Genomic DNA, 13,723 nt, shown 5'->3' on the forward strand with positions numbered 1-13,723 from the left:
CGCGGATCCCCGGCCCGTCCTGGGCCCGCTCCCCGGCCCGATGCGCGGCGCGGCAGGCGAAGCCGAGGAAGCGGAGAGGCCGTGTCCACCGCCGGCGGTCTACGCTCGGCATGGTGACGGACAACGAGATCCAACTCAAAGCCATCGCCGCTCTCACGGCCCTGCGGTCCGGGGCCGACACCGATTTCGTCTCGGGCCTGCTGGCAGATGTGATCCCCTCACAGTTCCTCGTCCCCGCCGGAGCCGGCCCGGAAGAGACGGGGCTCGCAGTTCTGGAACAGGTGTCCCAGCCCTTCAACGCGCTGGTCACCGGGTTCATCCTGGCGTTCCAGACGGTCGCCGACGCCCATGACCACACCGAGCCCGAGAACCCCACCGAGGAACTCCTCCAGAACCTCGCACTCACCCTCGCCCTCGAAGACACCGAATGAGGGCGGGCCGTCGCCGGGCCGTGTGACCGGCCGGATGCCACGACCGAGGTGATCAACCAGCCGCCTTCCCCCGGGTGCGGCGGGGCGCGGCAGCCCTGCCGCCTCGGTCGCCGGTGGCAGCTTGTGGGTGCCGGAGCCGAGGCAGGGTCTCTTCCGGCCAAAGCGTGGTCGTCGGCATCAGTCCGTCCACACGAGGGCACGAGAGCCGTATGACTCTCATGCTGCTGTTCCTGCTGCCCCTCGGACTGGCGCTCGTACTCCTGGCCACTCGCGAACCGCCGCGTCACGGCCGACACCGGGAGAGCCGCTGATTCGACCCTCCCCGCTGCGTGACGCCCGACCGAGACGCGGGTGTGTCCTGCCGGCGGGAGTCGGGATGGGATGGGGCCGACCGGATTCGAACCGGCGTCCTCCCACATGCGGTGAAGGCGCGACGACCACTGCGCTACGAGCCCCATCCCGTTCGCGATCATACAAGCGACCCGCACTCCGCCGCTCCGAGTTGATTCGGGGTGATCACTCAGTGGTTCAGCGGCACAGGGCCGTGTCCACGACCTTTTCGACGCGCCCCGTACCCGCTCCGTCGACGGGGATGCCGGTCACGGCGACGTTGGCGGCGCGGCCGTCCTCGGTGACCCCGCCGCGGGTCTCGTACCCGTCGATGTCACCGCCGTGGCCCCAGTAGACACCGCCGCACGAGAGCGGCCTGCTCATGATTCCCAGTCCGTAGCCGGCGCCGGTGTCCCCGATGGGGACGGTGGTGCGCATCTGGGCGAGCTGGGCCTGCGGGAGGAGGCGGCCGGCCAGCAGCTCGGCCAGGAACCGGTTGACGTCGGAGTTGGTGGAGATCATCTGGCCCGCCGTCCAGCCCACGGACGGGTCGAGTTCCGTGACGTCGCGCAGGGGCGCGTCCGCCGCGTCTCGGGCGTAGCCGTGGGGATGGCGTTCGCGGATGGTCATGTCACCGGGGGCCGGGAAGTAGGTGTGGCGCAGTCCGATGCGCTGGATGACGCGCCGGTCCACCTCCTCGGCGAACGGCCGGCCGGTGACCTTCTGGACGATCAGGCCGGCCACCACGTAGTTCGTGTTGCTGTACGACCAGCCCTTCCCGGGGGCGAAGACGGCCTTGCGCTGGAGGGCGATGTCGAGGATGTCGCGGGGCTCGAAGTACCGGTGCCCGCGGATGTCCTCGCCCACGAGGTCCTCGTAATCGGGAAGTCCGCTGGTGTGCTGGAGGAGTTGACGGACGGTGATGTGCTGTCCGTCGATTCCGTCGCCGCGGACGAGGTTCGGCAGGTAGGTGTCGACCATGGCATCGAGGTCGATCTTTCCTTCGCCCACCAGTTGCAGGACGACCACCGCGGTGAACGTCTTGGTGCTGCTGCCGATCCGCACCTGACCGTCGACCGGCACCTTCGAGCCGGTGGCCACGTCGCCCACCCCGGCGGTGTAGTCACGGGTGCGGCCCGTACGGTCCTTGACGCTCGCCAGCGCGGCGGGCAGGCCGTCGCTCTGCACCAGGGCGTTCAGGCCCTGCTGGACGGTGTCCGGCCGGCCGGCGGCAACCGCCGCCGGTGGCGCCAGGGCGGTCAGCGTCAGGACGCCGAGGGCCATCGCCGCTGCGGCTGTCACGCCCCTGCGCGGGTCCGTTCGTCGTTGCCCGGAAAAGGGCGGCCGTTGCCATGACTGTTCGCGCACGAGTCAACTCCCATGGAAGGGTCGGGATACCGGCGATATGTGCCGGGCTCAGCTTGTCCGCCGACGGCCACCCCGGGCGATCCCGCTACCGCCAAGATCCAAAGGGGGGTAACCCCCCGGTGCGGACGGCGCAGCCACGGCCGCCGTCTCGCCCCGTGTCGTGGGACGGCGGGTTGAGGGAGACATTCACGCGCACGGTCAAGATCCACCGCGTCACGGGTCTGTCCCGGCGGGCGGGTGGCCGAGAACAGGTGCGCATGGTGGCGGGAACCGGCGTCCCTGCTGGTGGGCGACTTGCCCCGGAGCGTGCCGCCCGGCGGGCATACGCGTGGTGCCGAGCTGTGCGTGTAACAGGAAGGTATGAGGGGGTGCTCAGGCGGAACGCCTCACCGGCCGGGCGGCTCATGGTGGTCAGAAGGGCTCGTTCGCCCGGAGCAGTACCGATCAGTGCCCGACCAGTACCGACCAGTACCGCACAGCCCCGCACCGCCCCGTACCGACGGGGGCGGCCCACTGGCCCACCGATTCCGAGGAAGCAACGATGCGCGTTCACAAGTTCACCTTCGCAGCCCTGGCCGTTGCCGCCGGTCTCACGCTCACGGCGTGCCAGAACGGCGAAGACGGTGCGGCGCAAGGGGGTGCGTCGTCCGCGCCCCCCGGGTCGCCGGCCGCGTCCGCCCCGGCCTCCCCGGGCGGCGGTTCAAGCTCGGGTGGTACGGACCAGAGCGGCGGCAAGAACTCCGCCGGAACGGGTTCCGACGGGAAGGGCACGGCCGCCGGGGCCGGCTCCGACGGAACCGGCAAGGCCGGCAAGTGCCGCACCGGCGACCTGGAGATCACGGCGATCGACAGCACCGTCGGCGGCGACACCGACGGCACCGTCGCGGTGCAGCTGAAGAACCGCGGCGGTCAGGACTGCACGCTCTCCGAGTACGCGGGCGTCGACCTGAAGACCAGCGCGGGGTCGCTGTCCGCGAAGCGCACCGGCGAGCACCCCGGACCGGTTGTCCTCAAGAAGGGGAAGGCGGTCTCCTTCGGGGTCACCTACCCGCTCAACACGTCGGGCGGATCCGGCGTCCGCGTGACGGGGCTGGTCGTGACCCCGCCGGACGAGACGAAGTCGGTCACCCTCGCCTGGCCGGGCGCCGCCACGCTGCCCGTCACGGAAGGCACCGGCTCCCCGGTCAAGGTCGGCCCGATCGGAAGCGCCGGCCAGGGCGGCTGACCCGCGGTGGGCGGGCGTACCGGGCGGCGGTGCGGAGCCCTTACGGGCCCTGCTTCCGTCCCACGCGGTACGCCGGCCGCCCCTCAGGCCGTGGTGGAAGCCGCGGCCTTGGTCTCGGCTCCCGAGTCCGAGTCCGCGGCCGAGTTCGAGTCCGTGGCATGGTCCGCGCCCGAGTCCGAGCCCGAGCCCGAGTCGGTGGGGGTGGTGTCGATCACGGGCTCCGGGTGCGGGATGCGGTGCAGTCCCCTGCGGTCGTACAGGCGGGTCACGGCGAAGCCGAAGGCCAGCGCGGCGACGAGGGCGACTCCCATGGAGGTCCACGCCCGGGTCAGGCCCGCGTCGGCCTGGGCCCCGTAGTAGAGGAGGGAGCGCAGCCCCTCGGTGATCTGGCGCAGCGGCTCGAACTCGGAGAGGGCGCGGAAGAACCCGGGCAGCGCCTGCACGGGCACGGTGGCGCCCGAGGAGGGGACGGCCATCGCGACGAACACGATGGTGGCCAGCAGCATGCCGGGGGTGCCGAAGGCGGCGAAGAGAGCGAGGCTGCCGACGCCGACGACCGCGATGGTGGCCACCGAGTAGAGCCACAGCAGGCCGAGGTGGGAAGCGTCCATGTCGAGAATGCCGACGGTGGCGACCTCGACCAGGGTGCCCATGACGAGGGACAGGCCGAGCATGAGCGCGATGCCGATGGCCAGGGTACGAACCCGGCTGGTGTGCCGGACGGGTTCGCGCTTGCGGATCGGGCCGAAGTCGGTGTGCAGGTAGCCGAGAGCGGTGTCGACCTGGGAGTTGACCACGTTGGCGCCGAGCATGCCGCAGACGACCAGCACCAGCGCGTAGTAGAAGGCGCTCAGGCCCATGGCGCTGCGGGAGCCGACGGGGTGGCCGTCGGCGACGTTCACGGTCACCGGGTCGGCCAGTTTGAGCCGGGCGGCCGTCGGGATCGGGGCCTTCTGGGAACCCGCCTGCTTGAGGAGTTCCTGACCGAGCTGGGCGGAGGCGGCGTGGGCGGCCTTCTGCGCGGCCTGGGAGGACATGGAGGAGCCGATGCTCCCGGCGGCCTGGTTGGTCAGCACGGTCAGCGTCGGCGCGGCGGGCTTGCCCTGGGATGCGGGTTGCGGGGCGGTGAGGCCGGTCACGGAGGCGGAGAAGTCCGCGGGTATGACGAGGGCGCCGAAGACCTTGCCCTTGCCCAGCCGCTCGTCCGCCTCCTCGCGGCTGACGATCTGCCAGTCGATGCTCCGGTCGCCCTCGGCGGCCTTCTCGATTCCCGACACGACCTGCTCGCCCAGGTTGAGCCGGCGGCCGTTGACGTCGGCGCCGCTGTCGCTGTTGACCAGGGCCACGGGCAGGTCGCGCAGATTGCCCCTGGGGTTGACGTTGCCCCCCACGTAGAGCAGGGCGAACAGCATCGAGACCACTGCGGCGATGAGGCCCGTTCCGATCCACAACTGGGGTCGGCGGAGCACGGAGGGGGGTGTGGGCTGAGGCATCGATTCTCCGGTGCGGCGGCGTTCCTGGACTGGATACTTAAGGTATCCAGTTACTGGATACTGGCAGTATCTTGTTGTGGTGTCCAATCGCCGCAGACGGTTACCGGACCGCGAGACCAGCAGGGAAGCCGCATGAAGATCTCGGAACTCAGCCGCCGCACCGGCGTGCCGGTCGCCAGCATCAAGTACTTCCTGCGGCAAGGGCTGTTGCCCGCCGGGCGGGCGACCGCCGCGACCCTCGCCGAGTACGGGGAGGAGCACGCCCAGCGGCTCCGACTGATCAAGGCACTGACCACGCTCGGCGGCCTCACCATCGCCGCCACCCGCGATGTGCTCGGGGCCGTCGACCAGGCCGAAAGCTCCGAGGGCGCCCTCGGAGCGATCAGCTACGCCCTCCCGGTGCCGGTGGCGGGCAGGCGCCCCGCGGGCGACGAGGAGGAGGCGGAGGCCGACACCACCGCCGGAACCGAGGTGGCCGAGCTGCTCGCGGCCCTGGACTGGCAGGCGCCCGGCACGTCACCGCACGTGACGGGGTTGACGGCGGCCCTGGAGGAGCTGCGCCGGCTGGACGCTCAGTACGCCCCGGGCGAGCTCGCCGCCTACGCGAGGCTCGCCGAGTCGGTGGCCCGGCTGGACCTGGAGCGCGCGGCCGGCCTCGACGACCCGGTGGCCCTGGCGGAGCGCGCGGTCATCGTCTTCGCGATCTGCGCCCCGGTCTTCGAGCTGCTGCGCCGTCTCGCGCAGGAGGACCAGGTCCGACGCCGGGTGGCGGGCGACGACACCGGTTCCTGACCGACCTCCCGCGGCCCACGCCTGCGCATGGCGCCCGGGGGCCGCGGGCGCGGGCGCGACCTCGCGCCGGGGCGATGCGGGGTTTGCGGACCGACGCGTCCGAAGGCGGCGTACCCGGAGCCGGGCAGCGCGCCGCGCCCCTGGACGACCCTCGTGCCTCGTGGGTGCGACGGTCGCGGGATTCACCGCCCGCGCGCCGATGAGAATGCGCCCCGCCGCCGGTCTACCGTTCATGACCAACCTCCTTGGAGGAGCGACCGATGACCGAAACGACGATTCTCGACTTCGCGGCCCAGGGCCGGATCCTCGCCCGACTCGCGGCCCGCGTCCCGGACGCGCGGCTCGCCGATCGGACTCCGTGTCCCGAGTACACCGTCGGCGACCTGCTGGGCCACCTGCTGGGCCTCTCCGTCGCCTTCCGGGACGCGGCCCGCAAGGACCTGGGGCCTACGACGGACACGGCCCCCGACTCGGCCGCCCCCTCGCTGCCCGCCTCTTGGCGCGAGGACCTGCCCCGGGCCCTCGGCGAGCTGGCGGAGGCTTGGAAGGATCCGGCCGCGTGGACGGGCATGACCCGCGCGGGTGGCGTGGACCTGCCGGGCGACATCGCGGGCGCCGTGGCCGCCGACGAGCTCGTGGTGCACGGCTGGGACCTGGCACGGGCCACCGGCCAGGAGTACGCACCCGATCCGGCCGCGCTGAGCGCCTCGCACGCCTTCCTCCTGGCGGCCGCCGGGGAGCAGGGCCGTGACGGGGGCATCTTCGGACCCGTCGTGCCCGTGCCGGACGAGGCCCCCCTCCTGGACCGGGCCGTCGGGCTGAGCGGACGCGCTCCGGACTGGACGCCGCCGACGCCGCGCTGACGACGGGCGTCGCCAGGCCGTGTCCCCGCGCGGGGACGTGGGGGTCGCGGGCCGACGGCCCCTCGTACCGGTTCGGACGGTCCCGGGTGCCGGATCCGCCGCGGGCGCGCACAGTGGGGCTTGAGGACGCACGGCCGCCGCCGCGACGGCGGACACGGCACAGGGCCCGGGCCGTGCCGGTGCAGCGCTGAGGCGCGGACGAGTGAGGATGCCCGATGGCCCAGCCGGCCCAGTCTCCCGAGCTCCTGCCCCCTGAAGACCACGTCATCGTCCTGTTCGGCGCCACGGGCGACCTGGCTCGGCGCAAGCTGCTGCCCGGCCTGTTCCACCTGGCGCGAGCGGGGCTGATGCCTCAGCGGTACCGCATCGTCGGCACCGCTCCGGCGTCAGAGGCCCTCACCGATCAGGAGTTCCGGGCACACGCGCAGCAGGCCGTGGCGGAATTCGGGCGTTCGCGGCCCGAGGGGCCGGGTTGGGAGGCGTTCGCCGACGCCCTGTCCTTCGGCGCGGCCGACACGGGAGCAGCGGACCCCCTGATGAAGGCGGTGCGCGAGGCCGAGGAGGCCCTCGGGGGCAGGCCGCGCCGGCTCTTCCACCTCGCCGTGCCTCCCGTCGCGTTCACCTCGATGATCGACCTGCTCGGCGCGACGGGACTCGCCGAGGGCGGCCGGGTCATCGTGGAGAAGCCGTTCGGCACCGACCTCGTGTCCGCCCGCGCGCTCAACGCCGCCATCCACGCCGTCTTCGACGAGTCACGGGTGTTCCGCATCGACCACTTCCTCGGCAAGGAGGCCGTCGACAACGTCCTGGCGCTCCGCTTCGCCAACGGCCTCTTCGAGCCGCTGTGGAACCGGGAGCACATCAGCCACGTACAGATCGACGTCCCCGAACACATCGACATCCAGGGGCGCGCCCGCTTCTTCGAGGGCACCGGAACGTTCCGCGACATGGTGGTCACCCACCTGTTCCAGCTGCTCGGGTTCCTCGCGATGGAACCGCCGGTCACGCTGGAGGCGGACGCGCTGCGCGACGAGCAGGTCAAGGTCTTCCACAGCCTGCGCGCCCTGGACCCCGCGCACGTCGTCCGCGGCCAGTACACCGGCTACCGCGACGAGCAGCACGTGGATCCGGCTTCGGACACCGAGACGTTCGTGGCGCTACGCGTCGAGATCGACAACTGGCGCTGGGCGGGCGTGCCCTTCCACCTGCGTACGGGCAAAGCCCTGGCCGAGGGCCGTCACATGGTCACGCTCGGCCTGCGCGAGCCGGTCCTGCGGATGTTCCCGCTGGACGCACGGGCCGCCGCGGACGGCCGGAGCAACGAACTCGTCATCGACTTCGACGATCCGGGCTCCATCACCGCCCGCTTCCTGGTGAAGGAACCGGGACCGTCGATGCAACTGGCAGACGCCGACATGGTGTTCAACTACCGCACCTCGTTCGCCGCACAGAACTCGCTGGAGGGGTACGAGCACCTCCTCCTGGAGGCCATGCGCGGCAACCAGTCCCTCTTCACGCGCTCCGACGGCGTCGAACGACTCTGGGAGGTGGCCGCCCCGCTGCTCGACGCGCCACCGCCGGTGGAACCGTACGCACCGGGCAGCTGGGGACCGGGCAGCATCGACGCCCTCGTCACGCCGTACCGCTGGCACCTGCCCGACCGGCGGGCCTCGTCCTCGTAGGCCCGGACGGCAGGGGCGCCCGGCGGGACCGCCCTCGGCCGTGTCCGGCCGACGGGTCCGGTCCGTCACCGGTGGGTTGGCGTGGCACCCCCCGCAGCGCGGCGGCGATGTCGGAGGGCGTGTCGTGGGCGGGGCGCAGTTCGTCCAGCCAGGCGGCGCTCTCGCTGTAGTGCGCCTGGAACGGACGGCCGACCAGCCGCGGGTCGCGGGCCTGGAGCATGCGCAACTGGAAGAAGCGCCCCTCGGCCGTCTCGGTGACGCCGTCGACGACGACCTTGCCGGGTGTGGCCGACATGACCGGTCCGCGCACCGTGCGGGCGAGTCCGGGCAAGGTGAGATAGGCGGACCGGAAGATGTCGTGAGCGCGGGCGAGCGGCACCTTGAAGTACTCGTACGGGCCGGTGTCCCGCTCGACGAACATGTAGTAGGGCACGGCGCCCACGGCCAACTCGGCGCGCCACAGCGCGCCCCAGGTCCGCGCGTCGTCGTTGACGTGGGCGACCAGGGGCGCCTGGCCGTAGACGAGGGCCCCGGTGGACCGGATCCGGGCGACGGCGCCCCTGGCCGGGGAAGTACAGGACGGTCTCGCGGTACTTGTGCTGGACGCCGGGAACCGCATCGCCGTCCAGGGTGGGGACGTTGAGCTGTTTCTGACCCGAGGGGTGGGCGTTGAGGCCGCCTCGGATCTGCTGGACCGCGAGCCGGAGCTCCTTCTTCGAGCCCGGATCGTCCACGAGGGGCGCCGGCCGGCGTTCGTCCTTCGCCCGGAGCATTCCGCTCTGGGGGAAGACCATCTGGAAGACGGGGTCGTCCGGGACGTCGTCCCAGTCGATCAGGTGGGAGAGGACGTACTCGTTCACGCGGAACGGCAGAACGGCGGCCAAGGACCTCACGGACCGGGTGACGTGCTCCGGTTCCGGGAAGCCGACCTGATCGACTTCCTTGATCGTAGGCGGAGTGCGTCGGCCGGAACCGGGTGGACCGAAGGTCGGCTGATAGGGCATCACATGGCCGAAACACAGGGCTCCTACGAGGCGTGCGGGGCGCCGCGGCGTTCCGGACGGCCGTCAGCAGCGGCGGCCCCCGGCGGGCAGCGGGGTCGTCCCGGCCGGGCACGGCTCGGTCCCGCCCCCTCGGCGGAAGAAGACCACGAGGAAGGTCAGCGCGATCCCCGCCGCCACCACGTACAAGGTGGTGCTGATCCCGTGCGCCGTCCGGTTTCGCAGTGCTTCCCCGGCCAGGCCGTCCAGGCCCGCCGTCGCCACGAGCACCAGGACGGCGAGGCCAACGGCCGCGCCCATGTCCGCCCCGGTCGAGGCGATCCCGGAGGCGATGCCCTGGTCGCGGTCGGCCACGCCGGTGCCGGCGGCGATGAACATGCCGGTGAACACGATGCCGTCACCGATGCTGAGCGCGACCAGCCCCGGCACCAGGGAGGCGTACGTACCGTCCGGGGTGATCGCCATGCCGAGCAGGACGGCGCCGAGGGCACCCATGGCGAGTGCGCCGAGCAGCGTGTGCCGCAGACCGAACCGGGTGACCATCCGGCCGGCGGTGGTCGATCCGGCGACGACGACCGCCGTCGGAACGAGGAAGCCCGCCCCGCTCCGCAGGGCGTCGTAGCCCAGGACCTCCTGGAAGTAGAGGGAGAGGAAGTACAGCACGGAGCCGAAGGTCGCCATGAACAGGAAGGCGATGAAGACGCTCGTGACGAGGTTGCGGTTGGCGAGCAGCCGGGACGGGACGAGCGGGTCGGCGCTGCGCCGCTCGACGCGCGCGAACACGCCCAGCAGGAGGAGTCCCGCCGCCGCGCTGCCGAGGGTGCCCGGCGAGAGCCGGCCCGGCTCCGGGCCCTGGACCAGAGCGAACACGATCAGCGTGACGCCGAGGGTGACGCTGAGCGCGCCGGGCAGGTCGAACCCGCGCTCCCTGTCGCGCGGCCGATCCCTCGGAATGAGGACGAACGCGAGGAGCAGGGCCGGGACCGCCAGCGCGACGTTGACCAGGAACACCGCTTCCCAACCGAAGGCGTGGGTCAACACTCCGCCGAGGAGTACGCCGATCACCAGCCCGGCGGCGCCCGCTCCGCCCCAGATCCCCAGCGCGCGGTTGCGCGGCCCGCCTTCGGCGAACGTGACGTTGATGAGGGCCAGGGTGGTGGGGAAGACCAGCGCGCCGCCCAGGCCCTGGACCGCGCGGGCGGCCAGGAGCATCGGAGGCCCGGTCGCGAAAGCGCCGACGAAGGCCGCTCCGGCATAGAGGGCGAGCCCGGTGGCCAACACCCGGCGCCGGCCGAGAAGGTCCGCGGCGCGCCCGCCGAACAGCAGGAAGCCCGCCGACGCCACCGCGTACGCACTGATCACGGACTGCAGGGTCCGTGCGGAGTACCCGAGGTCGTGGGCGATGTCGGGCAGCGCCACGACGACGATGTACTGGTCGAGGGAGACGGTGAACATGGCGAACGACAGCAGGGCGAGCGTCGCCGTCTCACGGTTCCAACCGAGGCCCGCTCCGGGCCGGGATCTCGCGTCAGATGCCACAGCAGTACTCCTCGACGGACCGTCAGGCCCCCGATGTGCGGGAATGCATCACTATGGCATGGTTCGAGGTGGGTAGTCAGGATCTGACCGGATCCGAGAGCCGTCGATCCGCAGGGGAGACAGGGTGACCGCAGGGCCCCTCCGCCGCGGAGACGGGCCGGCCCGGTGATTCCAGGCACGTTCTAGGCTGACCTCATGGATCTTCAGGGCGAATTGATCGAGCACCCGTATTCCGTCTACGAACGACTGCGTGACACCGCACCGGTGTGCCGCATCACGGGCACCGACGGCACACCCGCGTGGCTGGTCACGCGGTACGAGGACGTCCGGGAGGCGCTCGCCGACCCGAGGCTGTCCCTGGACAAGTCGCATGCCGCGGAAGGCGCTTACCGGGGTTTCGCCCTGCCGCCGGCGCTGGACGCCAACCTGCTCAACATGGACCCGCCGGATCACACCCGCATGCGCGGGCTGGTGGCCCGCGCCTTCACCGCGCGGCGGGTGGAGCAGTTGCGGACGCCGATCCGCGCGACCGCCGACCGTCTCCTCGACCAGCTCGGTTCGGCCGCCAGGGCGGACCTGATGGCCGCGTACGCGGGTCCACTGCCGGCCATCGTGATCTGCGACCTGTTGGGGATTCCCGAGGACCGCCGCCCGGACTTCCACGGCTGGACGGACGCGCTGGTCGCTCCCGATCCCACCCGGCCGGGCGCCGTGAAGGCGGCGTTGGTGGCCATGCTCGGATTCCTCACGGAGCTGGTCGGGCACAAGCGCCTGCGGCCGGCTGACGACCTGCTGTCCGATCTGATCGCCGTCCGGGACACCGACGGGGACCGCCTCAGCGAGGACGAGCTGATGTCCGTGGTCTTCCTCGTCCTCTTCGCCGGCATCGAGAACACGACCCAGCTGATCGGCAACGCGATAGACACCTTGCTGCGGCACCCGGACCACTTGGCCCTGCTTCGCGACGACCCGTCCCGGCTGCCGGCCGCGGTCGCCGAACTTGCCCGGCTCGAAGGGCCCGCGCTGCTGGCGATCCGCAGGTTCGCCACCGAGGACGTCACCATCGCCGGCGTCACCGTGTCGGCGGGGGAGACCGTCCTGCTGTCGCTGTCGGCGGCCAACCGCGACCCGGCGCGGTTCTCGCGGCCCGACACCCTGGACTTCGACCGCGACACCTCCGGGCACCTCGCGCTCGGCCACGGCATCCACTACTGCCTCGGCGGCCCCCTGGCGCGCGTGGAGACCGAGATCGCCTTGGCGGCGCTCCTGGAGCGCTACCCCACGCTCGAACTCCTGGAGTCGGCCCCGCAGTGGCGCCGGTCGCTGCGTTCCCGCGGCCTCAAGGCGCTCCCGGTCCGCTGTGCAGCGGCACCTGATTCGGCCTGAAGCACGCGCCGGACGCGGGGGAGGGGCGGGAAGGAGCCCGAGGACCGCCCGCTCCGGCCGGCGGCCCCGGGGCCGCCGGCTAGCCTTCCACCAGGGCCTTCTTCCGGCGGAGCCGCTCACGGAGCGCTCCGACCATCGGCAGTGTCAGGCCCGCGAAGAGGAAGATCACCGCCAGGCCGCTCAAGGTGGGGCTGATGAGCTCCTCGATCTCCAATGACCACGGGCTGTCGAGGGTGTGGAAGATGATGTAGGAGCCCTTGGTCAGCGCGTAGGCCAGGCCCAGTACGGCCGCCAAAGCGGACAGGGAGAACCCGGCTCCGCTCCACGGCCTGATGCCCCAGTTGCGTCGGGCGGTCCGGCCGCACATGAACGCCAGCTCCCCGCAGGTGACCATGACGTAGGAGAGGTAGAGGAGCAGGTACGCGGCGACCTTCGGGTCATCGACGTAGGCGGTGGTGAACTCGACCCCCGGACCGTTCGTGGCCAAGAAGAGCGGCACCATGATCGCCAGTTCCACCACGGCGGCGAAAGCGCGCTGGAACATCGCGGACTTCACGTACTCGGGTCGATAGGCCAGGTCCACCATCGTGATCTGCAGCGCGGCGCACCACAGGATCGCGCAGACGTGCGCGACGAGTTTGCCGATGTTGGTGAAGTCGGTGGCGTCCTGGGCTGCCCGGGCCACCACGGGCACGGCGAACAGAACGCCCAGCGTGCACACCCCGAACGCGATGGCGATGGCCCATGTGGCCACCCGCGGATTGCCCAGGGCCCGCCGCGTGCAGAGCACGGTGACCAGCAACCCGGCCACCGTGCAGGTTCCGAAGACTATGCCGTCCACTACCTACAGCCCTTCCAGTGAATCAGCCGCGTACTCCGCGGCCTCGTCCGGTTTTCGCCGTCGCTTGCGCTTGCCCGGCGGAGTGTCGGCGGAACTGCGCGGAACCTGCTCCAGGCCGAGATGGGCCCGTCGCCGTTCGAGATCTGTGATGACGCCCCGCAGTTCATCTGCCGGAAGACCGTTCAGCAGCGCCATGACGTGTCGCGCGAGAGGGTCCTCGAATGCCTCGAGTGCCTCGAGATCGTCATAGGCGGCGTGGGGGAGCAGATGAGCGGGCGGGACGCCAAGAGCTTCGCACAGCGCCAGGAGCGTTCCGACGGTCGGGTTGTCCTGGGATCCGTTCGCGATCTTGGCGATGGCGGCGAAGGACACCGAGGGGTGCTCGTCCGGCAGGGAGTCGATCGATGCAGACAACGAACGGGAGGTGTGGGAACGCCCGTTGGAGGCCCGCCGGCCGGCCATGAGGGCCCTGAGTTTGTCCGCGATCGACGAACGGCCGTTGCTCACCTCAGGCAGGAGGAGCCGCTCACGGCCCGGAGGGCGTCCCGCTGATGACTGCACACAACCACGTACCGGTCTTTCGTTCTGTCAGGCCTCTGTCTGTGTACTTTAGTTGACACTACCGGGTGTGCAAGGCAGGATCCCGATAGAGAAAAGACAACCCTGCGCACCGATGCGTGTGCGGGCGGTCAAGCCTGCGGGCACGGGGATGTGGAACGGTCGCAGCCGGCCACGCACCCATGATGACCGGCTGCTCGGGCGCGGAAGCGGA

The 13,723-nt window shown here is 71.4% G+C and carries 12 protein-coding genes and 1 tRNA gene; 6 read left to right on the forward strand and 7 right to left on the reverse strand.

The genetic code is table 11. The annotated features are described in order from the left end of the window. The first annotated feature begins 110 nt into the window (after positions 1-110). Entirely contained in the window at positions 111-431 is a 321-nt protein-coding gene (locus ACIRO3_RS26260; RefSeq protein WP_365997154.1) for a hypothetical protein, read from the forward strand. A gap of 382 nt (positions 432-813) precedes the next feature. Here ACIRO3_RS26260 and ACIRO3_RS26265 read toward each other — a convergent pair. Together ACIRO3_RS26265 and ACIRO3_RS26270 are read right to left on the reverse strand one after the other, a co-directional pair. After that, positions 814-887, reverse strand: a tRNA-Ala gene (locus tag ACIRO3_RS26265). A gap of 72 nt (positions 888-959) precedes the next feature. Next, on the reverse strand, positions 960-2,063 hold the full coding sequence (locus ACIRO3_RS26270; RefSeq protein WP_404140920.1) for a serine hydrolase domain-containing protein: 1,104 nt from the start codon (positions 2,061-2,063) through the stop codon (positions 960-962). A 607-nt stretch (positions 2,064-2,670) separates the two neighbouring features. Between ACIRO3_RS26270 and ACIRO3_RS26275 the strand changes: the two genes are divergently transcribed. Further along, positions 2,671-3,354: a DUF4232 domain-containing protein gene (locus tag ACIRO3_RS26275; protein ID WP_404140922.1), complete on the forward strand. Its 684-nt coding sequence runs from the start codon at positions 2,671-2,673 to the stop codon at positions 3,352-3,354. A gap of 83 nt (positions 3,355-3,437) precedes the next feature. Here the strand turns inward: ACIRO3_RS26275 and ACIRO3_RS26280 are convergent, their stop codons facing one another. Next, positions 3,438-4,823, reverse strand: a complete 1,386-nt coding sequence (locus ACIRO3_RS26280) for a YhgE/Pip family protein (protein WP_404140924.1) — start codon at positions 4,821-4,823, stop codon at positions 3,438-3,440. 156 nt (positions 4,824-4,979) lie between these two features. Between ACIRO3_RS26280 and ACIRO3_RS26285 the strand changes: the two genes are divergently transcribed. The 3 genes from ACIRO3_RS26285 to zwf all read left to right on the forward strand — a co-directional run bounded on the left by ACIRO3_RS26285 (position 4,980) and on the right by zwf (position 8,184). Then, positions 4,980-5,639: a MerR family transcriptional regulator gene (locus ACIRO3_RS26285; protein WP_404140926.1), complete on the forward strand. Its 660-nt coding sequence runs from the start codon at positions 4,980-4,982 to the stop codon at positions 5,637-5,639. Positions 5,640-5,899: 260 nt separating this feature from the next. Next, entirely contained in the window at positions 5,900-6,502 is a 603-nt protein-coding gene (locus tag ACIRO3_RS26290) for a TIGR03086 family metal-binding protein (RefSeq protein ID WP_404140928.1), read from the forward strand. A gap of 215 nt (positions 6,503-6,717) precedes the next feature. Next, positions 6,718-8,184: a glucose-6-phosphate dehydrogenase gene (gene zwf / locus ACIRO3_RS26295; protein WP_404140930.1), complete on the forward strand. Its 1,467-nt coding sequence runs from the start codon at positions 6,718-6,720 to the stop codon at positions 8,182-8,184. On the opposite strand, the gene ACIRO3_RS26300 is transcribed toward zwf, so the two are convergent. Further along, on the reverse strand, positions 8,135-8,803 hold the full coding sequence (locus tag ACIRO3_RS26300; protein ID WP_404140932.1) for a hypothetical protein: 669 nt from the start codon (positions 8,801-8,803) through the stop codon (positions 8,135-8,137). The genes zwf and ACIRO3_RS26300 overlap by 50 nt on opposite strands. Positions 8,804-9,251: 448 nt before the next feature. Beyond that, the gene (locus ACIRO3_RS26305; RefSeq protein ID WP_404140934.1) at positions 9,252-10,724 is read right to left on the reverse strand and encodes an MFS transporter; all 1,473 of its coding nucleotides are present in this window, start codon (positions 10,722-10,724) and stop codon (positions 9,252-9,254) included. 195 nt (positions 10,725-10,919) lie between these two features. Between ACIRO3_RS26305 and ACIRO3_RS26310 the strand changes: the two genes are divergently transcribed. Then, complete coding sequence (locus ACIRO3_RS26310) at positions 10,920-12,110, forward strand: cytochrome P450 (RefSeq protein WP_404140936.1); 1,191 nt, start codon at positions 10,920-10,922, stop codon at positions 12,108-12,110. Between the two features lie 79 nt (positions 12,111-12,189). On the opposite strand, the gene ACIRO3_RS26315 is transcribed toward ACIRO3_RS26310, so the two are convergent. Further along, on the reverse strand, positions 12,190-12,951 hold the full coding sequence (locus tag ACIRO3_RS26315; protein ID WP_404140937.1) for a hypothetical protein: 762 nt from the start codon (positions 12,949-12,951) through the stop codon (positions 12,190-12,192). A 3-nt stretch (positions 12,952-12,954) separates the two neighbouring features. Then, positions 12,955-13,458, reverse strand: coding sequence for a helix-turn-helix domain-containing protein (locus tag ACIRO3_RS26320; protein ID WP_361782070.1), 504 nt, complete (start codon positions 13,456-13,458; stop codon positions 12,955-12,957). Between the last annotated feature and the right edge of the window lie 265 nt (positions 13,459-13,723).

This window comes from Streptomyces sp. NPDC102278, from assembly GCF_044766345.1.
GTDB lineage: Bacteria > Actinomycetota > Actinomycetes > Streptomycetales > Streptomycetaceae > Streptomyces.